18 protein-coding genes are annotated in these 23,057 nt (G+C 45.7%); 10 read left to right on the forward strand and 8 right to left on the reverse strand.

All coding sequences use genetic code 11. The features are described 5' to 3' along the window. Position 1: 1 nt before the first annotated feature. Together ABDW16_RS15005 and ABDW16_RS15010 are read right to left on the reverse strand one after the other, a co-directional pair. On the reverse strand, positions 2-1,129 hold the full coding sequence (locus ABDW16_RS15005) for an acetate/propionate family kinase (protein ID WP_343670759.1): 1,128 nt from the start codon (positions 1,127-1,129) through the stop codon (positions 2-4). A gap of 11 nt (positions 1,130-1,140) precedes the next feature. Further along, the gene (locus tag ABDW16_RS15010) at positions 1,141-1,689 is read right to left on the reverse strand and encodes a hypothetical protein (RefSeq protein ID WP_343670760.1); all 549 of its coding nucleotides are present in this window, start codon (positions 1,687-1,689) and stop codon (positions 1,141-1,143) included. Positions 1,690-1,846: 157 nt separating this feature from the next. Between ABDW16_RS15010 and ABDW16_RS15015 the strand changes: the two genes are divergently transcribed. From ABDW16_RS15015 to ABDW16_RS15035, 5 genes are all read left to right on the forward strand, one after another. Then, the gene (locus ABDW16_RS15015; protein WP_343670762.1) at positions 1,847-2,266 is read left to right on the forward strand and encodes a response regulator; all 420 of its coding nucleotides are present in this window, start codon (positions 1,847-1,849) and stop codon (positions 2,264-2,266) included. 100 nt (positions 2,267-2,366) lie between these two features. After that, positions 2,367-3,404, forward strand: coding sequence for an Atu2307/SP_0267 family LLM class monooxygenase (locus ABDW16_RS15020; RefSeq protein WP_343670763.1), 1,038 nt, complete (start codon positions 2,367-2,369; stop codon positions 3,402-3,404). Between the two features lie 75 nt (positions 3,405-3,479). Beyond that, entirely contained in the window at positions 3,480-4,379 is a 900-nt protein-coding gene (locus tag ABDW16_RS15025) for a PfkB family carbohydrate kinase (RefSeq protein WP_343670765.1), read from the forward strand. 193 nt (positions 4,380-4,572) lie between these two features. After that, on the forward strand, positions 4,573-5,019 hold the full coding sequence (locus tag ABDW16_RS15030) for a hypothetical protein (RefSeq protein WP_343670767.1): 447 nt from the start codon (positions 4,573-4,575) through the stop codon (positions 5,017-5,019). A 69-nt stretch (positions 5,020-5,088) separates the two neighbouring features. Then, the gene (locus ABDW16_RS15035; protein WP_343670768.1) at positions 5,089-7,347 is read left to right on the forward strand and encodes an alpha-N-acetylglucosaminidase; all 2,259 of its coding nucleotides are present in this window, start codon (positions 5,089-5,091) and stop codon (positions 7,345-7,347) included. 76 nt (positions 7,348-7,423) lie between these two features. Here ABDW16_RS15035 and ABDW16_RS15040 read toward each other — a convergent pair whose 3' ends face one another. Then, positions 7,424-7,999, reverse strand: coding sequence for a hypothetical protein (locus tag ABDW16_RS15040; protein WP_343670769.1), 576 nt, complete (start codon positions 7,997-7,999; stop codon positions 7,424-7,426). A gap of 160 nt (positions 8,000-8,159) precedes the next feature. Further along, complete coding sequence (locus tag ABDW16_RS15045) at positions 8,160-11,300, reverse strand: GH92 family glycosyl hydrolase (RefSeq protein WP_343670771.1); 3,141 nt, start codon at positions 11,298-11,300, stop codon at positions 8,160-8,162. Positions 11,301-11,519: 219 nt separating this feature from the next. Between ABDW16_RS15045 and ABDW16_RS15050 the strand changes: the two genes are divergently transcribed. After that, positions 11,520-11,960: a DUF6496 domain-containing protein gene (locus tag ABDW16_RS15050; RefSeq protein ID WP_343670772.1), complete on the forward strand. Its 441-nt coding sequence runs from the start codon at positions 11,520-11,522 to the stop codon at positions 11,958-11,960. A gap of 75 nt (positions 11,961-12,035) precedes the next feature. On the opposite strand, the gene ABDW16_RS15055 is transcribed toward ABDW16_RS15050, so the two are convergent. Further along, entirely contained in the window at positions 12,036-13,340 is a 1,305-nt protein-coding gene (locus ABDW16_RS15055; protein WP_343670773.1) for a HAMP domain-containing sensor histidine kinase, read from the reverse strand. A 214-nt stretch (positions 13,341-13,554) separates the two neighbouring features. On the opposite strand from ABDW16_RS15055, the gene ABDW16_RS15060 reads away from it, so the two are divergent. From ABDW16_RS15060 to ABDW16_RS15070, 3 genes are all read left to right on the forward strand, one after another. Continuing rightward, positions 13,555-15,963 (forward strand): ABC transporter permease, encoded by a 2,409-nt coding sequence (locus ABDW16_RS15060; RefSeq protein ID WP_343670775.1) that lies wholly within the window; start codon positions 13,555-13,557, stop codon positions 15,961-15,963. A 140-nt stretch (positions 15,964-16,103) separates the two neighbouring features. Then, positions 16,104-17,684 (forward strand): DHA2 family efflux MFS transporter permease subunit, encoded by a 1,581-nt coding sequence (locus tag ABDW16_RS15065; protein ID WP_343670777.1) that lies wholly within the window; start codon positions 16,104-16,106, stop codon positions 17,682-17,684. A 26-nt stretch (positions 17,685-17,710) separates the two neighbouring features. Next, positions 17,711-18,157, forward strand: coding sequence for a MarR family transcriptional regulator (locus ABDW16_RS15070; protein WP_343670779.1), 447 nt, complete (start codon positions 17,711-17,713; stop codon positions 18,155-18,157). 48 nt (positions 18,158-18,205) lie between these two features. Here the strand turns inward: ABDW16_RS15070 and ABDW16_RS15075 are convergent, their stop codons facing one another. Further along, positions 18,206-19,615, reverse strand: a complete 1,410-nt coding sequence (locus tag ABDW16_RS15075; RefSeq protein WP_343670780.1) for a glycoside hydrolase family 32 protein — start codon at positions 19,613-19,615, stop codon at positions 18,206-18,208. Positions 19,616-19,842: 227 nt separating this feature from the next. Between ABDW16_RS15075 and ABDW16_RS15080 the strand changes: the two genes are divergently transcribed. Further along, positions 19,843-20,691, forward strand: a complete 849-nt coding sequence (locus tag ABDW16_RS15080) for a universal stress protein (RefSeq protein ID WP_343670782.1) — start codon at positions 19,843-19,845, stop codon at positions 20,689-20,691. Between the two features lie 167 nt (positions 20,692-20,858). Here the strand turns inward: ABDW16_RS15080 and ABDW16_RS15085 are convergent, their stop codons facing one another. Together ABDW16_RS15085 and ABDW16_RS15090 are read right to left on the reverse strand one after the other, a co-directional pair. After that, positions 20,859-21,827, reverse strand: coding sequence for a type IX secretion system membrane protein PorP/SprF (locus ABDW16_RS15085; RefSeq protein ID WP_343670783.1), 969 nt, complete (start codon positions 21,825-21,827; stop codon positions 20,859-20,861). A gap of 20 nt (positions 21,828-21,847) precedes the next feature. Beyond that, positions 21,848-23,057, reverse strand: a 1,210-nt coding sequence (locus tag ABDW16_RS15090) for an Ig-like domain-containing protein (protein WP_343670785.1), incomplete at its 5' end; no start/stop codon positions are given.

Raw genomic sequence — 23,057 nt, forward strand, 5'->3', positions numbered from 1 at the left:
ATTATATGAAGGTTTGAGTGTGTTGGGCTATCATCAACTCTTCATTGGTTATCATCACACGGACAGTCGCCGTGCTATCATTGGCTGATATAATATTTGCTTTTTCTACGTTCGCTTTTTCATCTATCACAATACCTAAAAATTCAAGTCCTTTGCAGATACGACTCCTGATTACCGGGGCATGTTCCCCGATGCCTCCTGTAAATACCAATGTATCTACACCGCCCAGCACCGCTGCCAGTGCGCCAATCGTTTTACGCGCATGATAGCAGAACATATGAATCGCCTCTGCTGCCTGCGGATGCGTATCTTCCAGCTCCAGTAATCGTTGTACATCGCCACTTTCTCCCGACACTGCTTTTAAGCCCGATGATTTATTCAGCATTGCGGACAACTCACTACTTGTCATTCCTTTCTCTTCTAACAGGTACAACAGTACACCGGGATCCAGGTCGCCTGCCCTTGCGCTCATCATCAATCCACCTGCAGGTGTCATTCCCATAGTGGTATCTACACTCCTGCCCTCCTGTACAGCGGCACAACTGGCGCCATTTCCAAGGTGCGCGACAATGACCTTATTCCCCGGTGACAACGGTTGTAACTGCTGCATAATGGATTCATAAGACAATCCATGAAATCCATAGTGAATCACACCTTCTTTCCATAATGCCCTTGGCAGTGGATAATACCGGGCTTCGAATGGCATATGCTGATGAAAGGCGGTATCAAAACAACCAACCTGCTTCGCAGCCGGGAAAGCACGCTGCAAAGCATATATCACATCCAGCGATGGCGGCAAGTGCAATGGCGCCAGGGGAACCAGTTCTTTCAGAGTTTGTAATACCGCATCATCCAATACCACGGGTTCAAAATGTTGCTCACCTCCCTGTACGATACGGTGGCCGATAATCACTACCTTAAAATGTTCAAATCGCGTACGCAACAAACTCAACACCTCCTCCACTGCCTCCTTCATTGTGCCCACACCATGCTCATGTATCTCCCTATCAATTTCTATAACCCCATTCTTTACATTGCCCAACAGCACCTGTTTCAGTGGCAGGGTCACCGTATAAAGCGCAAACTTCAGGCTCGAGGAGCCACAATTGACCGTCAATATCGTTTCCATGGCAGCACCCGTTATTTACCCAACCGGGTATTCAGCGCCACATCATCAGGATGTTCCACCACTGGCACTTCGCGGTCTACATGATGTCCCATAATGGGGTTCAGGTAATTGTTGTACACCCCCAGCAGTCCGTCTACGATATCGTCAGGGTTCAAAATCGGGCTATACGAAAAGGCGTAGGAAATGTCTTCGACATCCTCTTCTTTTTTCATGAGGAAAAAACTGCTTTTTATGAAGGAACCTGCATTTTCAGCTACCGCAGCTGTTGCTACAGGGGCTAACCGCGTCCATTCATCCGGCCATATTTCGGCTGCCGGGCGCCCCATTATAGACGGATGCCCTTTGCCCGCAAATGGGATGAATGCATCGTTGTACAGATGTATAAATTGAGGCCCCCACCAGATAAACATAGGCTGCACCGAAGTGAGCATGATCCGTACACAGGTGCGTAAATGGGGTGGCCATGTATCAGGAGAACCGATGGTATTATTTTCCCATTGACAGATGTGCATTAATTGCCCGGTCTCCCCACCATTCACAAATAATTCTTTAGGGTCCATGCGTGTCATTTATCAATACCTACTCACTAATCATGCCTAAGCTGGTTATTTCCAGTTAATAATAATTAACATCCCTTTAGCTATTTTTTAAGTATTTTAGTTTCACCATATAGAATTGAATACACCACCCTTCTGCTCACCTTTAAATTTTAACCATATGAAACAGCAGCAGACAGTTTTAATCATTGATGATGACGCAGATGACAGGTTCTTTTTGACAGAAGCAATCACAGACGTTTCGCCCGAATCACGCATGCACAGCTGTAACAGCGGTTTAGAAGCCCTTGACCTGTTGAGTAAAAAAAAGATCGCTTTGCCCGATTTTATTTTCCTTGACCTGAACATGCCGAAGATGAATGGGAAGGAATGTCTTGTAGAATTGAAAAAGATCCTGCGCCTGACACTTACGAAAATCATCATTATGAGTACCTCCGATATGAAGCGGGATATCGATGATGCACTCAAACTAGGCGCTCATTTATTTATTACCAAACCCGCCACTTATACCGAACTGTGTAATCATGTGAAGAAAATCTTTCACAGTAAATCGGCTCCCCTTAGTTTTAATCTGAAATAACCATATACTCATCCAGTAGTTTCTACAAGGAAACCAGGTGTCCTTTTTCCATTAGCCCTAACTTTCCGATCTTTGCGCCACGAAAAATAAGGAGCAAACTATGGAATTTGGAATCAGCACTTTTGGAGAAGTTACGCCAGAACATGGACCAGGCAGGGCCAGAAATGCCCATACCCGCATGCAGGAATTACTGGCAGAAGCAAGGTTATCAGACGAAATCGGATTGGATGTATTTGCCGTTGGGGAACACCACCGGCCTGATTTTATTATCTCTTCACCGGAGGTAGCGCTGGGAGCGATTGCAACCGTTACCAATAAGATACGCCTGTCCAGTTCTGTGACAGTATTGAGTTCTGCCGATCCGGTACGTACTTTCCAGAACTTTGCCACCCTGGATCTCATTTCCAATGGCAGGGCCGAAATTATGGCTGGCAGGGGCTCATTTATTGAGTCATTTCCCCTGTTTGGCTATCATCTGAATGATTATGATGAGCTGTTCGTTGAAAAACTGGATATGCTCACCAAAATAAATAATAACGAAATTATCAGCTGGCAAGGCAAATTCCGGGCACCCATCCGGGAAAGGGGAATTTATCCCCGCCCTTACCAGGATAAACTGCCTATCTGGCTCGCTATCGGGGGTACTCCTGCCTCTGCTGCCAGGGCTGGTAAAATGGGGCTGGGTATGACCGTGGCCATCCTGGGAGGCATGCCGAAACAGTTCCTGGATATCGTAAAATTGTTCCGCCAGTCAGCAGCCGACGCCGGCCACAACCTGGCTACTTTACCCCTGGCTATCAATAGCCAGATGTACATTGCTGAAGACTCAGACACGGCTGCCAACGAGTTCTGGCCTACTTACGAAAAACTCATGAACCGTGTGGGAGAAGAAAGAGGCTGGTCTCCCATTACCAGGGGGCAGTATGAGTACCTGCGCTCCCCGGAAGGACCTCTTTTTGTAGGCAGTGTACAGGAAGTGGTGGACAAAATTGTGTATCAAAGTAAGTTGTTTAACCACTCCCGTTTCCTGGCACAGATTATTAAAGGTGACCTCCCGCATGACAAGATGCTGAACTCCATCGAGTTATTCGGTAAAAAAGTGGCGCCTGCCGTTCGCCGGCAGTTACAGGCATCCTGAATATTCTTGGGAAAAGACGGGGTAATATTTACATTTGTACCTTGATTAGGATCAACGCTATAAACCGGACTAAGCATGTTTGACATTTGCTGTATAGGACATATTACATTAGACAAAGTAGTGACTACCCGCTCGGTGGTACATATGCCAGGTGGCACCTCGTTTTATTTTTCAAGTGCCATCCGGAATATGGATGTGAAATATGTGATGGTAACGGCACTCGCTTCAAAAGAGATGTACATCGCCGACGACCTGAGCGCTAAAGGCACTGAAATTGTAGTACTGCCCAGCGCCAACACCCTCTACTTCGAGAACATTTACTCTGAAAATCAGGATCATAGAACACAGCGTGTGAGTCAGCTGGCAGATCCGTTCACCGCGGAACAACTGTCTGGCATGAATGCCCGTTTCTTTCACCTCGGCCCATTGGTAGCGGATGATATTCCGGTATCTGTGATCAGGGAACTGGCAAAGAAGGGGATCGTTTCCCTGGACGTGCAGGGGTACCTGCGTAAGGTGGAAAACGAGCAGGTGATTCATATTGACTGGCCGGCAAAGAAAGAAGCCCTTCAGTATGTGCATATCCTGAAAGCCAATGAATCTGAAATGGAAGTGCTGACAGGCACAAACGATGTACGCAAAGGTGCTATCACGTTGGCTTCCTGGGGCGTGAAAGAGGTAATTATTACCCTGGGCAGCCGCGGCTCTGTGGTGTACAAAGACCAGACTTTCTATGATATTCCGGCTTATATTCCCACTACTTCGGTGGTAGATGCTACCGGGTGTGGTGATACTTATATGGCGGGGTACCTGTACCAGCGTGCTAAAAACGCGAATCCGCAGGATGCAGGGGAGTTTGCAGCAGCGATGGCGACCTTAAAGATCGAAGGATCAGGGCCATTTACAGGGAATGCGGAAGATGTGACGAAGTTCCTGGCTGCAAATCACAGGTTTATGTTTTCACTAACGGCTTAATCGCCTGTAAATAATTGATTTAAAGACCCGTTTGCTTTTTTTATGCGGACGGGATTTTTTTTGCAATAAAATCCCTGTTTACAGGGAGCTTATATATGGCGATATTATTTAAATTCGCGCTTATAACCGGATTCATCTATTAATCTGGCACAATTTTACAGGTCTATTTCCAGATGAATAAAAAAGTATGACCATGAAACAGATATTTCTAGCTTTAGCAACATCAGCCGTCTTATTCGCATGTCACAATTCAGCAGATCAAGCGGCTATCGAAGCAGCCAAACAAGAGGCTGTGGATTCAGTAAATACGGTAAACGCCATTAAGCAACAGGTACTTGACTCTGTGAAGGAAGCAAAGGCTGCCGCACATGGGCATCATGAAGCCGTGGCGTCTCAGGGCAGCAGCGGCAGTGAAAGTCCGGCTGCAGCTACTACTACAACTACTACCAAAAAGAAAGGTTGGAGTCATACCGCTAAAGGTGCTGTAGTAGGTGCGGGTGCAGGTGCCATTACAGGTGCGATCATTAATAAAGATCACCTGAAAGGTGCTGCTATCGGTACTGTAATAGGTGCAGGTGTAGGTGCGGGTACAGGTGCGATCGTGGATCACGCCAAGAAGAAAAAAGCAGCGAACCAATAAATACGAAATTATACATTCAGATCCCGGCTACAGTAATGTGGCCGGGATTTTTTTTTATCTTTATTGCCTATGCAACTATCTTTTCGTACATCCCTGCTTTTTACGTTATTATTTTTTGGCTTTAGGGCTATGCCAACGGTGGGTCAGAGCAAGCAAGTTAAACCGGCTGCTCAGGCTGTACCGACCGTAAGTCAGGACAAGCAAGCCATTGACGACCTGGTGAAAAGAATCATGCGATCACAGGCCATGCATTTTCAAACCCGCTTTATCCCGCAGGAAAAGGGGCATGATGTGTTTGAACTGGAATCGCAGGGCAATACCATCCTCATAAGAGGCAGCAATGGCCTGAGTATAGCGAGTGCGCTCAATTACTACCTGAAAAATTATGCGCATTGCGATATCAGCTGGAATGGTACCAATATGGACCTGCCGAATCCATTGCCGAAAGTGCCAACGAAAGTGCATAAACGAACGCCTTATCAATATCGTTATTACCTGAACTATTGCACGTTCAACTATACTATAAGCTGGTGGAACTGGGACCGCTGGCAATGGGAGATTGACTGGATGGCGCTGAACGGGGTGAATATGCCACTGGCGCTGACAGGACAGAACTCCGTGTGGAGCCGTGTGTACAAGAAAATGGGATTCACGGATAATGACCTGAACAGTTTCTTTAGCGGACCTTGTTTCTTTAACTGGTTCTGGATGGGCAACCTGGATGGATGGGGTGGTCCGCTGCCACAGCAGTTTATGAAAGACCAGGAAGACCTGCAGAAAAAGATCCTCGAAAGAGAAAGATCATTGGGGATGAAGCCTGTGCTACCTGCATTTACAGGGCATGTGCCACCGGCATTTAAAACAAAGTTCCCAAATGCAAAGGTGAAGAAAACCAACTGGGATGCGGGTTTTGATGATGTATATATCTTAGAACCGGAAGACCCGATGTTCTCAAAGATCGGGAAAGAATTTATTGAAGAAGAGACCAGGACTTTTGGTACCGACCACTTTTATTCTTCTGATACTTTTAATGAGAACCTACCTCCTACCAACGATTCTACTTACCTCCATGCGATCAGTAAGAAGATTTACCAGGCTATGGTAGCTGCAGACCCTAAGGCGATCTGGGTGATGCAGGGATGGATGTTCCATTACCAGAAAGACTTCTGGCATCCTGCACAGATCAGGGCTTTGCTTACGGCAGCACCGGATGACAGGATGATTGTACTGGATTTGTTTAGTGATAACTTCCCAGTGTGGAACAGGACGAATGCTTATTATGGTAAGCAATGGATCTGGTGTATGCTGCAGAACTTTGGTGGCAATATTGGAATGTATGGCAGGATGGACCATGTAGCTCATGATCCGGCAAATGCCCTGCACGATTCTACTGCGGGCAACCTGGTAGGTATTGGTTGTACACCGGAAGCGATAGAACAGAATCCTGCTATGTATGCGCTCATGATGGATAATGTATGGAATGATCAGCCGATAGAGCTGGATAGCTGGTTAAAAGCGTACGCATGGCGCCGTTATGGCAGGCAAAATGCAGATGCAGAAGCGGCATGGGCCATCCTGCATAAAACTGTATATGATGGCGGGTTGACAGAAGGTACGCCTGAGAGTATTCTGACTGGCAGACCTACATTTGATACAGTGGCACACCGCACTTTGACGCATCTGAATTATGCACCGGGAAATTTGTTGCCGGCATGGGATCATTTAATTACAGCGGCGGATGTGTTGAAAGGGAGTGATGGGTTCAGGTATGATATTGTAGATGTGACAAGACAGGTGCTGGCGAACTATGCTGATACCTTGCAACAGCAGGTAGCGAAGGCTTATAAAGCGAAGGATAGTGTGAGTTTTAAGAAATATAGCAGGGAGTTTTTGGTGATGCTGGATGATATGGATCGCTTGCTGGCGACGAGGAAGGATTTCCTGTTGGGGAGATGGCTGGCAGATGCGAAGAGTTGGGGAACGAATCAGCAGGAAAGGGCGCTGTATGAAATGAATGCGAGAGATTTGATTACGTTGTGGGGAGATAAGAAGAGTCCTTTGCATGAGTATAGTTCAAGGCAATGGTCGGGGTTGATAAAGAATTTTTACAGGGCGAGGTGGGAACTATTTTTTGCGTATGCGGGCGGATGTTTGAAGTCGGGGAAGGAAATGGATTTGAAAGGGTTTGAGGAGCGGATGGAGGATTGGGAATGGAAGTGGGTGAATGCGAAGGAAGTGTATCCGGTGGTGACGAGCGGGGATGCAGTGGAGGTGGCAAAGGAGATACATCATAAGTATAGGGAGTTACTGCGAAGAGTATACTGGTAATAAAAAAGCTTTTGCCTTCGGCAAAAGCTTTTTTATTTGAGCAGGGCATGCTATTTAAGCGAGGCCCGCAGCCGGCTTATAATTTTACTGTAGCAAGTAGTAATTTAATTTTTTCTAACTGTTCCGGCGTTGCATACTCCACAAAAATCTTCAGGTCAAAACAGCCGTAGTTTTTATAAACAGTTAAAGTAGTTGTACCCCTGGAAGTCTTGGCAGAAGCAGCTTTTAGGTGTTGGGAACCGATGGTGAGGTCTGCATTCTCTTCTCCTTTAGGTTGAACATCGGTGAGTGCAAAACTGATGGCGGCACCGGTGCCTTCTTCGGGTTTCACATCACGGATGGTGAAGAGTGTGCCTTTATTGGCCTGCGCATCTGCCAGAGTCAGGGTCTTTTGACGGACCATATCTTCAGGCGCATTTTTACTCAGTGGTACGTAGTACTGAATTCGTCCCAGCGAAGTTTGCAGGAACCATTCATTGGGCAGGTTAAAGGATACGCCCAGTTCCTTGTTTTCATAGATCCAGTTACCATCGAAGTGACTGGAAAGGTCGCCGGTGGAAATGGCGGTAGTTTTCGTGCAGCTACTACCACATCCTGTCCCTATCAGACAGGTGATAAGAGCTGCCAATAACAGGAATTTTGCCTTTGGCATAGGGTGTCAATTTTGGTTTATAGTACGGGAATATCCCCAATACGTTTATAATCAGTTATATCAATAGGATCCTGAAAATGTTTTTAGTTTATCACACGGGAATTTTCCCAATAGCTTTATGAATTAGTTATTTCAATAGGATCTGAGTAAAGTTTTTAGTTTATCGCACAGGAACATCCCCAATACATTTACAATCAGTTATTTCAATAGGATCTGAATAAATTTTTGGTTGTTGAATATAGCCTTTGAAAATACGGGTTCCGGGAAATTCTTCATTACGTCCCAACGTCCATTTATTTCCTACGGACAGGTTAACTGGTGTATCCAGTTTTGTCACCCCTTTCAAGGCGCCGTCAATATATAACTTAAGTCCCTGTTTATCACATACTCCGGCAATATGATGCCAGTGGTTCAGCCAATGTTCCGGTAAAGGTACGGTAATATCTCCCCTGCCCCAACCCCCGGCGAAAAAACTTAACATTCGGCCGTCGGTAATCTGCAGGACGTGGGTGTCACCTTTGGAAAATACGTCAACGAGACCAGGGGTTTGTTCGGTCGGGTAGATCCAGGCCATCATGGTAAGGGTGGTGCCTAGTTCGTCGAGGCTACGGGCGTTAGGGATTTCGATGTAATAATCCGGTCCGAAGAGATGACTGGAAGCCTTTGAGGAATTATCGGGGGGGATCATGTGACTATTTCCAGCGGCAGATACATGCTGTGACTTTTCCGGTGAAATGCGCTGATCATTAACAGACACGTTCTGTGACTTTTCTGCTGTAATCATTTGACCATTAACAGATACCTCCTTTGAATTTTCAGTTGTAATTACCTGACCATCATTCCCAAACCCTGACACATCCTTCGTCCCTTCCAACGATAATAGCAAGGACTCCATCGGCTCCTTATACACCTTAAACCGCCCACTCATACCACCAATACTCACCGTCTGCCATCCAACCACATCCGCTTTTACCTGGCAGCTCACCACCTTTCTCTCCCCCGGCTCTAAAGCCAGTTTTGCAGTATAAAAAACCTTGCCATTCAGATTCACAGGAACCATAACCGATCTCTTTCCGCCCTCCTTATTCATCACAGCAAAAGCAATATGCTGTATACTATCCTTCTTAATCAAAGGTTTAAATACCACCTCCGAAACAACAGGCCCTACATTCATCAACGGTGCCCTGACCTGTACTTTCCTTTCTGTCAGGTCATTCAACTGCAATCCATTCTCCCCTGCCTTGTACAGGTAAACCTGGATGGAATCACGCAACCTCGCTCCCTTGCCGATCAGGCAATTCTTAAACCCATATAATTTACCATTCAGGGTCACATTCACCCTAAATACACCCGCATCCCCATTATTAATCAATGTAAACCCAACCGGGAAAGGCTGATCAGGCGTAGCCACCGAGTCCATACTAATTTCCGTGAGCCTGATAACAGTGCGATTTACATTTTCCCGACTCACCACCGGTACAGTACCTGTTTCAAACTCCAGAGTTCCTCCCCTTTTAATAAACTCATGCGCCATATTCAGTCCCCTGTACTCCACCCCATTCAGGCGTACCTGTTGTACATAAGGAGAATGGGTATCATTGCTTTTTATGGTCAGCACCTTCCCATCTTTCAGGTGAATTTTCATTTCCCGGAAAGCGGGAATACCCAGTGCATACACCGGCTTACCGGGTGCAACCGGGTACAGACCCATCGCGCTAAAGATATACCAGCTGGAAGTGGAACCCAGGTCATCATTTCCAGGCAATCCACCGGGTGTATCTGAAAATCGGTCCTGCATGATCTTCCGCACCCATAACTGCGTCAGGTCCGGCCTGTTGGCATCATTAAAAAGATACGGAACATGGAAAACGGTTTCATTGTCAAAGATGATATGTTGCTTTTCTAAAGCCGTATCCAGGCGAAGAGCAAACAATTCATCTCCGCCCATCATATTGATCAGCTCACGGGGATGCTGCGGTACAAAGAAAGAATACACCCATTGGTCCCCTTCTTTATAGCCTGTATTACCCGGATTGAGTTTGAATTCATTTTTATAACGCGGCAACAGGAATAACGAAGGAATATGCAATAACTGGCGGAACGCCAGACTCCTGTCTTCATTGACTTTTTCATGCATCGCTTCTTTTGCAAACACGTTCAGCGCCCAGTCATCATAGGCATACTCTACTGTGCGGGTTACGGATTCAGGATATGTAAATGGCACATAGCCTAACTCGTGATAAGCCGGCATATCCGGTTGCAGATAAGGAGTGTCATTGATACTTTTTTGCATCGCCTTGTACACTTCGTCCTTATCCATAGGAATACCTTTGAAGTAAGCATCGGTGATGACCGGTACGGAATGATTGCCTGTCATGCTCTCTGTAGGCAAATGACCGGTGGCATGATAAACATCCAGCATAGAACGGATCATGGCTGCCTGTAAATCAGGATAGAGTAAACTGAGCAAGGGATGTAAGGTGCGGTAAGTATCCCATGGCGAGAAACCGCTATAATGGCCATTATTCAGCCAGGGCAATAAGAGTGAATGATAGAGGGCTGTATAGAAAACGGCTTTGCCCTTTTCATTGTCATCATTGATTTCTATAACAGATAGCAGGTCGTTCCATTGTTTGTAAGTCGCTGCTTTGACAACATCAAATGCGGCATGTTCTTTTCCGATAGCTGCTTCGATCGTGGTAGTACCTTTTTTGAAAATAAATAATGTACCTCCTTTTACGATACGTTGTTCAACAGGAGTTGTATTGAAAGCGAGCGCTTCGCTGGCAAAAATCTGAGGTGTTACCTTGTCAGAAAAAGTAAAGCGGAAGATACCACCATCGGGAGAAGCAGTCGCTTCTACGACCGTCTGATCGTCTTTGAAACGTACTTTGTAATATCCGGGCACCGCGTATTCATCCTTGTGCGAAAAACGACGGCTATAATGCTCCGGGTCAAATGATTGATTGTCACTGACAGGCATAACGAATACGTTGCCTGCCGCACCGCCTGGAAAACCGCTATGATGACCGACACAGGTAAAATAGCAAATAGAGCTATCCTGGTAATCATAGCCCCGGGCACCTGTCCTCCTCGTCTCCGGTGTTAGTTGGTAGTAGCCGTGAGGCGCTACAGCACCGGGATAACAACCGCCTTCATTGCCCCATTTGGTCAGCACTGCACTTTTAGTAGTGCCGATGAAAGGATTGACATATGCTGCCGGAGACTTTACCTGGGCGCCAGCTGCGCTGGAAAATAAGGCCAGAAGCAGGATGTGGCGGATGTTGGCGGATAGATTCACTATGACGGTGTGGTTTGGGCTAAAAATATAAAAATTCTCCAACAGTGTGTGCAAAAAATGACACATCTCTCAAAGAAATTGAGTACTGGTAGGCTCATCGGAGAGAAATGCCTGTGGAATTGCGTATAAACGCTTTGGTATATAGTAGGAGTGGCTGTTGGCATAGTATTCGTCCGTTTTTTGGTACACGTTATTTATTAATCCTTAAATTTTTTCACCATGGCAAAGTATTCAAGAAAAAGCGGAGAAAAAGTGGAGAAAACTATGCATGAAATGCATGAAGGAAAGTTGAAGAGCGGCAGGAGCGGTAGGAAAGTAACGAATCCAAAACAAGCGATAGCAATAGGATTGTCTGAAGCGAGGAAGGAAGGTGCGAAGGTGCCGAAGAAAGCGGGTACCGGTAAGGCAACTGCTAAGAAAGCAGCAGCAAAAAAAGCGACTGCTAAAAGAGCTACGGCTGGTAAAAAAACTACTGCTAAAAAGGCGACTGCTGCTAAAAAAACAACAACTAAAAGAGTAACAGCAAAAAAAACAACGGCCAAAAGATCGACTGCAAAAAAGGCGACAGCCGCCAGAAAAACTACAGCCAAAAAGCCAGCTACCAGGAGAACTACCGCAAAACGTGCTACCAGCAGAAAGAAAGCGGCAGCACATGCATAAAATAAAAGGACCAGCTATACAGCACTGCATGCACAATTCAGATCTGTATTAGCTGGTCTTTATTCTTTGATTTCTTTATCTGTAAAGATGCAAACGAAAGGTACTCCCTTTCCCCTCCTGACTCTCCACCGAAAGAAAACCATTATTCTTCTGTGCAAACTCCTGGCTAAGACTAAGCCCCAACCCTATCCCCTTCTCATTGCTCGTACCAGGTGTGGAATAAATATTATCCGCTGCAAAAATCTTCTCCTGGATGTCAGTAGCGATACCTACCCCAAAATCTGCCACCGAAATGATCACTTCACTCCCCTTGTCTTCCATATTGATAACAATAGTAGCTTCCCGGTAACTAAACTTAATCGCATTGCTCAGCAGGTTACGGATAATCAGGCGCACATGCTCCTGATCGGCATTAATGATACAGGTGTATTGTGCAATATCATTTTGTAACTGGATATGCTTTTTTTGCAACTGGGGTTGTAAAAATGTGATGACCTCTTCGATCAGTACCACCAGGTCGAAATGTACCGGCTGTGGTGCAATACCTTTCATCTGTGTATAACACCATTGCAACAGACCATCCATATTCTCCTGCAGGTTTTTTGCCTGTAAGATGAGCAAACGGGATGAGTCGGCAAAATCCTTGCCTGACAACATATCTTCCTGCAACAGGTCCAGCATGAAAAAGAGCGTATTGATCGGCGAACTCATATCATGTGCAAGTATTGAAATGAGTTTTTCACGGGTCTTGTTGGCTACATTCAGCTGGCGGTTAGACTCCTCCAGTTCTTTCGTATAACCCATGATCTGCAACCGGAAATAATAGAGGCAAAACAACAACATAATCAACCAGATAACGGCATTCAGGATCCTCCTTGCTTCGGACACCTGGTAGATCACGGTATGAGGCGCCAGGCGATGCGTGACACCCAGCAGAATCGCACTGAAAATACCCAGTATCAGCATGACCCATTTATTATTCAGCAGGATCAGTGAGAGACATACCACCAGCAGCAGGTACAACTCCATATTGTTGTTATAGATCAGGGCACTGGCAGACAATTGCAATGCACAAACAGGCATGGTAATCATTGGTCCCAGGTCGTACTTCTTCTTTTCGTTGAAGTACACCATACTGTACAAACAGGCCATGGTACAGAGGTTGATCAGTACAAGCAGGTAATTGCCCACGAAAGTATTGACCAGGCTAAACGACAGCGAAACCGTCCCGCCAGTAACCCCCGCTATATTGACGGTTCTGATCTGGCGGTTGCGGGCAATACCGTTTGCTTCGTGCACCCCTGTGTTTAAAATTCGGTTAAGAAAATGGATGATATTCGGGATAACAACACTTTTACGGTCTGTTTGTACTTTCTTCATTCATAACCACATTAAGGTAATTTGGTTCTCCTAAAAGTTCCGCAATTTATGTTAAAAAGTATTAATAATCAATCGATGAATTGCCCATTTCCGGACAATTCATGTACCGTTAGCGAACATATCCGGTTGTTATTGCCGTATAATTGCTTCGTTTTCAATAAGACGGATATACGGCATTTTCTTTGACTGATCCTGCATACTCAAATCCATCTTTATGCTCCAGAACTACCTCCTGATTGCCTGGCGGAATATGAAGAAAAACCGCTTTCATACTATCCTGAACATTGCAGGGCTTGCCATTGGCATTGCCTTTACCCTTATGATCATGGCGCATGTGTGGAACGAGCTGCAGGTGAATACAGGACTCAAAAATGCAGACAGGCAATATGTGATCAGGAGCAAGTGGAAGGACCCGAATATGGGGTTTGACCTCTCCACTTCCGGGGCATTGCCCAAAGCGCTGAAAGAGCAATATCCCGCACTGGTAAAAAACTATTACAGATGGGATGGGCTTACACTGACCGTACATGGAGACCAGAAAGATTTTAAGGAAAATGTACAAATCGGTGACAGTACCCTGCTGGATATGTATGGGCTCAAAGTACTGGCAGGCAATGCTGCCAATGCGCTGTCAACTCCAAACTCCATGATCATGACGGAGTCCGTGGCAAAGAAATATTTCGGAACAGTGGATGCCATTGGTAAAACAGTGGAGATTGAGAATATGGCGGGGCAGCGGCAACCATTTATGCTAACGGCAGTCATCAGGGAAACCCGTGATAACGGGGTCACTGATCTGATAGCGAACTACAGGAATGGTGTTATTTTGCCTGAAAGTTCGATCAGCTACTTTGGGCGAACGATAGACAACTGGAAAAATATGTTTATCGTAGGGTATGTGGAATTGCAGCCGGGTGTCAAACCCAGTCAGTTATTGGGTCCAATCACAAAGTTATTGCAAGAGAATACCCCTCCGAATGTGTATGAGAATGTAACGCCTGAAGTGATCAATTTACGGGACAATTACCTGGAACAGAATAACGGGTTGGTGAAAAGGATGTTGTTTACCTTGTCTGGTATTGGGTTGTTTATATTACTGATGGCAGTGATCAATTTTATCAATATATCAGTAAGCCATGCCGGATCAAGGATGAAGGAGATTGGAATGAGAAAGGTAATGGGCGGAAAAAAGCATCAGTTAGTGTGGCAGTTTTTGATCGAGTCAATGATTATTGTTTGTTTCGCATCCGGGCTGGCATTGGGCTGTTATTTGCTATTAGGCCCCCTCTTTACACAATTGGTGGGCAAACCATTGCCGGCACTGAGTGAGTTTCCTGTTTATTTTGCAGGATACCTGGTATTGTTTGTACTGCTAACAGGATTGGCGGCTGGCCTGTATCCGGCTTTTGTATTGTCTGCATTGCCCTCATTGAGCAGTTTGAAAGGGAGTTTAAAATCAGTGAAGGAAAATATATTATTGAGAAAATCGCTGGTAGCATTCCAGTTTTTTACGGCAGTGGTGGTGTTGATTGGGGCGTTTATTGTTACGAAGCAGGTGCAGTTCTTTTTTAGCAAAGGGATTGGGTATAATAAAGAATTTGTGGTAAGTGCGCAGGTACCCAGGGACTGGTCGCCGGCGGGTGTGGCAAAAATGGAGGGCATCAGGCGGCAGTTGGCCGAAAACCCAGTGGTAAAGGATGTGAGTCTTTCGTATGAGATTATGGATGGCAATAATGGTGGGAGTTTAAATATATTTCCACTGGGTGGAGATGCGGCTTCGGCGATTACTGCTTTTCAGTTGAGTACGGATAGACATTTTGCAGAAACGTTTCAGGTGCCCATGGCAGCGGGTGTGTTTATAGCCAGGGCGGGGATGCCGATGGATAATCATAAGATGGTGATCAACACAAAACTGGCCAATGCACTGGGGTATAAAGATCCGGCAGATGCGGTGGGAAAACAGGTGAAGTTTGCAGAGCTGCAGGATACGTATACGATTGCAGGAGTGACAAAGGATTTTCATTTTGGATCTATGCAGCAGTCGATACAACCGATGGTGTTTTTTCCATTGGAGGTGTTTAACATTTTCAGATATTTTGCGATCAAGCTGAAAGGAGGGAATGTGCCGCAGGCATTGGAACAGCTACACCGGCAGTGGGCCACGCTTATGCCCGGGGCGCCGTTTGAATATAAGTTTATGGATGATAGTTTGGCGAAGATGTACCAGACGGAGATACAGTTGAAGAAAACAACTTATACGGCGACGGTGCTGGCTTTGATAATCGTGTTGTTAGGCGTGACCGGATTGGTATCATTGACAGTGCAAAAGCGTACGAGGGAGATGGGAATCAGGAAGGTGTTGGGAGCTTCGGTGAATAGTATTATTAATTTGTTTATAAAGGATTTTATGGCGGTGATGCTGGTGGCGGGTGTGGTGGCTTGTCCGGTGGCATATTACCTGATGCGGTACTGGTTGAATAATTACGAATACCATGTGGAGATTACGGCATTGCCGATGGTGATGATCATCCTTTTGTTAGGCATGCTTACTGCTGCGATGATTGTGTTGCAAACGTTGAAAGTGGCATTTGCCAACCCGGTAAAGAGTTTGAAAGCAGAGTGATATAAAGTTAAATATTGTTTTTTGAGAAGGGCTGCTGCGTCTGCAGCGGCTTTTTTGTTTGTCAGGTTCCATAGTGGCAATTCAAATAGTTGGAATTTAAACTATTTATTTTATACCTTTGTGGAAATTCTTCATAAAACATGCAACAGCTTCCTTCGCTGGTAGAATATGGTTCCCGCAGAGTGATTATTACTATTACCGCTGTCGTATGTGCCCTTCTTGAAATTATTGACACCACCATCGTGAACGTTGCATTGCCGGACATGCGCGGTAGCCTTGGCGCCACCCTCAATGAAGTCAGCTGGGTCATCACGGCCTATTCCCTTGCCAACGTTATTATTGTGCCTATGACCAGCTGGTTATCCCAACAATTTGGCCGAAGAAATTATTTCGCTGCTTCCGTTATCATTTTCACTACCTGTTCCTTTTTGTGTGGTAACTCCACCAATATCTGGGAGCTGGTGATTTTCCGGTTCCTGCAAGGTCTTGGCGGCGGCGCCCTGCTCGTAACATCGCAGACCATCATTACGGAAAGCTGGCCACCCGAAAAGCGCCCTACGGCCCAGGCAATTTATACCCTGGGGGTGATTGTTGGCCCTACCCTGGGTCCGCCTTTAGGGGGGTATATTATTGATAATTATAGCTGGCCTTACATCTTTTATATCAATATCCCGATCGGCATCATCGCAGCACTGCTTACTTTGCAGTATGTAAGAAGTCCGCAGTACGAATCCAAAAGAAGCGCCAGCCAGGTTGACTGGTGGGGAATTGTCTTCCTGACGATTGGTATTTCGTCTTTACAATATGTATTGGAGAAAGGGCAGGAAGAAGACTGGTACAGTAGTGAAATAATTATTGTGCTGACTGTAACTGCTATCTTCGGATTGTTTTTCTTTATATGGAGACAGATGACGTATGAATACCCCATTGTTCAATTGCGGGTGTTGAAAAACGGGAACCTTCGTATAGGGGTGATTCTATCGTTTATCATGGGATTTGGATTATTCGGTTCCACCTTCGTGATACCGTTGTATACCCAGACCCTGCTGGGGTGGACGGCACAACAATCAGGTATGCTGCAATTGCCCAGTACCTTGTTTGTTGCGGTCATGATGCCCGTCGTCGCCATGCTGATACAAAAAGGTATTCCACAGAAATACCTGATTGCAATAGGTATGATCGCCTTCTTTATTTACAGTTTGCTTTCTTATAAGATCATTGGCCCCGATACCAGTGCGCACGACTTTTTCTGGGTATTAATATTAAGAGGGTTTGGCCTGGGGTTGTTGTCGGTGCCTGTGAGCACCATGTCTCTCTCTACATTGAAAGGTCCTGAAATAGGCCAGGGTGCTGCATTCTCAGGCATGTTGCGACAACTGGGCGGCGCCTTTGGTGTGGCATTGATTTCTACCTTCGTGACCAGGCAGACAGATCTGCACAGAAGCACGCTGGTAAGTCACCTGGATGTAAATAATCCGGATGTACAGAACAGGGTAATACAAATGGCGGGGAGTATGCGTGCGAAGGGGTTTGATATTGCGACTGCAAAAAGTAAGGCATATGCCCTGCTGGATGCGGGGGTGATGAAACAGGCAACGGTGCTGTCTTATATGGATGTATTCCTGTGGGTAGGTGTTATGTTTTTAGTGTGTGTACCGTTTGTATTGCTGTTCATCAAGACGTCGAAAGCGAAAATGAGCATGGCGGATGCAGCGCATTAGCAAAAAGCAATATCTTTGCCGGACTTATGTCGTCACAAACTATCGCAGAAAAAGCGCGGGAATTACTGAGATCGATGGGTGAGGTAAGGAATACCTTACGTCAGTATATTTCCGTACGCATTAAGGAAGAAGACGTGGATATCACGTTTGAATTGCTGGAGATTCTTGCCTATTTGTATAAAAAGGATGGGAGCAATCAGCAGGAGATTGCGGATATTATGCTGAAGGATAAGTCGAGTATGACTTACCAGATTGACGGATTGGTGAAGAGAGATCTGGTAAAAAGAGTGGAGGATGAAAATGACAGGCGGAATAAATTGATTTTTCTGACGGAGAAGGGAAAGAGCTTGCAGAATATGCTGCAGGGATGGGTAGCCGGGTTGTATGATAAGTCGGTGCAGGGGATTGATGAGGGGGAGATAGATTCGGCGCTGGAGCTGGTGCAGAAGATGAATGAGAATTTGAAATCATAATATGAAAAGTGGGTGGGTTGTTTTTGACACCCACTTTTCTTGCAGTTATTATTTAACCTCCCATACTTTCAATGATTTAACTTTAATATTACCTCCCTTTGCAAATAAGGAGACTTCATTTTCCTCTTTAGGAGGATATATTAAAAACGTAAGCACCTGCGCCCCTCCATTTACAAATACTTCTACGGAGGATTTATCCTGCAGGACCTGTAATCGTAGCTCTCCTTTTGGAACAGGCAATGTTTTCTTTCCATCTTTCCATTCAACCACCAGCTCACCTGCCTGGCAGGTGATTGTCGCCTGAGGCAGTTTTACCCCATAAGATGCGGCTGTACCTGCTCCGAAAGAGACATCTATCCAGTTCGTATTATTTTTAAACTGCTCCAATATAAAAGGTTCATTACCGACTACCAGTTCCTCTTTCCTGAATGCAGGTGCAGGCAGTTTGATCACATCCGCAGGTTGCTGGAATAATCGCACGCCCTGAGGGGTTGTTTTTAAAATAAGATCCCTTGGAATAGACATCTGTCCTGTCCATGGATAAGCTGGCTGATTGGAAGGCATGAGCCATCCTATCATTGTCTTTTTTCCATTGGGCAGGTTATTATAAGGGATGGCGGCATAGAATGTAGGACCGTAGTCAACAAACTGCTGATGCGCGGCGTCATGATCATTCTTAAACTCCTTTCCGTCAAAATCGCCGGTAAAATACTGTAGTCCGGTTTCCCCGTCCTGGTTGCCTGAGGAAACCATCAGTAACCATTTAGTTTTCCTGGTATCACCATCCACATGCATGGGGGTCAGTGAGGGGCATTCCCAGATCTTGCGGGTATCGCCCTGATTCCCAAATTCACTGAGCAATGTCCAATGTTTCAGGTCAGTGGATTTATAAAACTGTACTTTTTTTTCATTGGGTAAAGCGACTGTCATGAGCCAATGTTTTTGCTGTTCCAGCCAGATGACATTTGGGTCGCGGAAGTCCTTTTTATGCAGGTCGATGACCGGGTTGCCGGCATATTGGTGATAGGTCAGGCCGCCGTCATTGCTATAGGCGATGAACTGGGATTCTTTTTGCTGTGTGGGCTGATCGGCAGTGTAGATAGCCACGATGGCGTTTTTACCGAAACCGCTGGTGTTGGCTTTGTCCAGCACTGCAGAACCTGAAAAAATCCAGGTAGTGGTATCTGGTTTTACCAGCTCGGGAATGGCTACCGGGAGGTGGTGCCAGTGTAGCAGGTCTTTGCTCACTGCGTGGCCCCAGCTCATATGTCCCCATTTAGTATCATATGGATTGTACTGGTAATAAAGGTGATATTGACCATTAATATATATCAGGCCGTTAGGGTCATTGATCCAGTTTTTGGCAGCAGTAAAGTGATAAACCGGGCGCTGAGTGGTATCTACCTGGGCCTGGCTGACAACGGGCAACAGGCAGCATAATAAGTGGAATAATTTCATGACGGGCTACAGTTTAAACGTTTGTTAAGTTAAACATTGTTTAACTATTTTTTTCTATGAAATAATAGCTGAGACGGGCTAAAATTAGCGTAAATTTAGATAGAAGATTCCACTGATTGTTTACAGCTGTTTTGGGGATTGAAATCATTTTTAGCTGCACGCTTTTTGTTTAAATTTATTACAACGTATAAGGCTGATGCCTTTATTGATGATCAAAATTTTGTATTATGAAAACGATGCTTATTCCCGTTGATTTCACGGCTACAACTGAAAATACGATTCGTTTTGCAAAAGAGTGGGCACACCGGTTTGGATACAATCGGATTATTTTGTTAAAAACCTTTTATGATACAGTATTTGACAACATTGCAGTATCTGCGGAATATGCGCCTGTGAGCCAGGATTTCAGGTGGCAGGAGCGAAAAGAGAGCACGGAGAAACTGGATAATATGGCGGATGAGCTCAGTGCAAAATTTGGGTCGGATGTGACGGTTTTGACGGCGATCAGTGAGACGCCTTTGTTGCGGGCGATTAATGAGACGATCAGGGAGGAAGGGGTGGATATGGTGCTGCTGGGAAGTGATAGTTGTCAGTCGTCTAATAATAGTTTTATAGCGGGGAATATTATCAGTATTGCGAAGATTTCTCCGGTGCGGGTGTTGGTGGTGCCTTCTCATTATAGTTATCGCCCGGTGAAGGATGTGTTGCTGCCTTGTGATTACAGGGTGATGGGGAACCTGGCGAAGCTGAATGATCCGAAAGATTCTGCGATGGCGAAGGAGGTGCAGTTGCATGTGTTGAATGTGGATGCGAAAGAGAGGTATTTGAATCCGGATGAGGATTTTAAGAATTTAGAAGCACATTTACATAGTTACCTGCAGAATTTTAAGCATGATATTAATTATAGTAATGAGAAGAATATTATTGATGGGATTATAAAGTATACGAATGTGAATGATTTTCAGTTGATCATTTCACTGCCGGGGAAACATAGTTTTCTGTATTATTTGACGAATAAGAGTATTTCTGAGGCGTTATGCAGGAATGCGAAGGTGCCGGTGATGGTGTTGAAGTGAGGAATTGTTTAAAGCAATACTTGGTTCCACAATAAAAAGAGAATGTATCATTAATAAATGAACCTTCAGAAAATCGAATAAAAGGCGACCTGCTTCCATCAGGCACCCGAATTAAAAAAGCCCGTATCTTACTTTTGATACGGGCTTTTTTTGTAGCTATTCTAATTTTAAAACACCCTTGGATTAGCCATCCTCGCTTTGAAACCAGGGAAAGTATACCCTACTGATACTTCATGTGTTCCACTGCTATACCCATTTAACGGACCAGTGGTAATATCATAAGCATACCCCACCCTCATATTCGGCACCGGGAAAAGTTCAATCGCTGCTACTACAGAGTTACTATATGCCAGCGCGCTTTGTAAGTAACTCTTATCATACAGGTTCACCCTGGAACGATACGAGCCTCCCAGCCAGAGAATGTCTTTATAGAGGATAAAAGTATTTAAGTCTAAACTGGTCGGCCCACCCAGGTCATCTTTCAGGAGGAAAGACGGCTTTAACTGGAAGTCTTCGTTCAATGGCACCAGCATACCTGCAGTCAGGTAGTAGTGCATTTTGGATTGTGGCACCAGTTTGTACTTACCGCTTTTCAGGTAGTTAATAATCATATTATCTACCGAGAACCCGGCATAGAAGCGGTCATTGGAGAAGTACACCCCTGCCCTTGCATCTGGCGACACGGTGCGCTGAACACCTGTAGGCATATTGGTTTCAGGATCATTGGTGAGCAGTTCCGAAGTGTTAATGCTCCTTTGCAATATCCCAAAACTAACGCCGAAAGCCAGCCTTGAGCTACCGTCAGGATTCAGGCGGATACGGTAGGCGTAGCTACCATAACCGCCCAGGGTACGCTGAGCGCCGAGTTTGTCGCTGGTGACCTGGAAGGCCAGACCAACGTTATCACTTGCTACAGCAGCGTCTACGGCTACTGAGAAGGTACGGGGAGCACCGCGGATACCGGTCCACTGACTGCGATAAAAGCTATGCGCGTTCAGTTGCTCTTTGTAGCCAGCATATGCAGGATTGATGTAAATCCCGTTAAACATATACTGGCTGTACTGTGCATCCTGCTGGGCCTTCAGTGTCAGTGACCCTGCGAATAATAAGCCTGCAATTAAGAATATTTTTTTCATGGTTTTCAGCGCTAATCACATTAATTGTTAAAGTTCCTTACCAGTGTAGTGTATCCTTTGATCACTTCCCATCCTGAACTAGCTGTGCGTTTGATACGCAGCAGGTAGAAATAAGTCCCTTCGTTCAAGCCATCTCCTTTCCATGTATTCTGGTAGTTCTTTTGTTTGAATACTTCGTTACCCCAACGGTTTACGATGATCAGTTCAGTTTCAGCGTACTGGCGGAGGCCCCTGATTTCGAATACATCGTTCTGACCATCGCCGTTCGGTGTGAACAGGGTTGGTACGGTGATCTCTGAGAATGATGCAGAGATCTTAACGGTAGCGATGTTGGTGGTTTTACCATCAGCAGTGGTCACCGTGTAGGTGAAGGAGTCTTCACCAGTGTAACCTGTAGCAGGTGTGTAGGTGATGATACCATTGCTGTTTACGACTACTGAACCGTGGGTAGGTTGATCTATAATTGTTATTGTACTGGATTCGAAGGTCGAATTACCTGCATTGTCGTTTGCGAGTACGTCGATGTCGAGTGGTGTGTTCGCGACTACGGTTACGCTATCGCTTACAGCTACCGGGTTGTTGGAGGTATCAGGTGTTACAGTCACATTTACAGTAACAGTAGTGGTACCTCCTTTGCCATCGTCTACTACAACAGTGAAGGTGTCATCGCCGGTATAGCCTGGTGCTGGTGTGTAAGTGTATGTACCGTCAGGATTTACTACTACGGAGCCGTGAGATGGATCGTCACCTTTGGTAAAGGTGAGTGGATCGCCATCAGGATCGTTAGCTGTTACTGCACCGGTAGCTGGTTTGTCTTGTTCAGTGGAGATGGTTTCACCGCTGGTGGCTACTGGTGCGTGATTGACTGGGTTTACAGATACAGTCACGGTGATGGTGGTAGTGCCACCTTTGCCATCGTCTACTACAACAGTGAAGGTGTCATTGCCGGTGTAGCCTGGGGCTGGTGTGTAGGTGTATGTACCGTCAGGATTTACTACTACGGAACCGTGAGATGGATCGTCACCTTTGGTAAAGGTGAGTGGATCGCCGTCAGGGTCGTTAGCTGTTACTGCACTGGTAGCTGGTTTGTCTTGTTCAGTGGTGATGGTTTCACCGCTGGTGGCTACTGGTGCGTGATTGACTGGGTTTACAGATACAGTCACGGTGATGGTGGTAGTGCCACCTTTGCCATCGTCTACTACAACAGTGAAGGTGTCATTGCCGGTGTAG

The organism is Chitinophaga sp., from assembly GCF_039596135.1.
In the GTDB taxonomy this organism is placed as follows: domain Bacteria; phylum Bacteroidota; class Bacteroidia; order Chitinophagales; family Chitinophagaceae; genus Chitinophaga.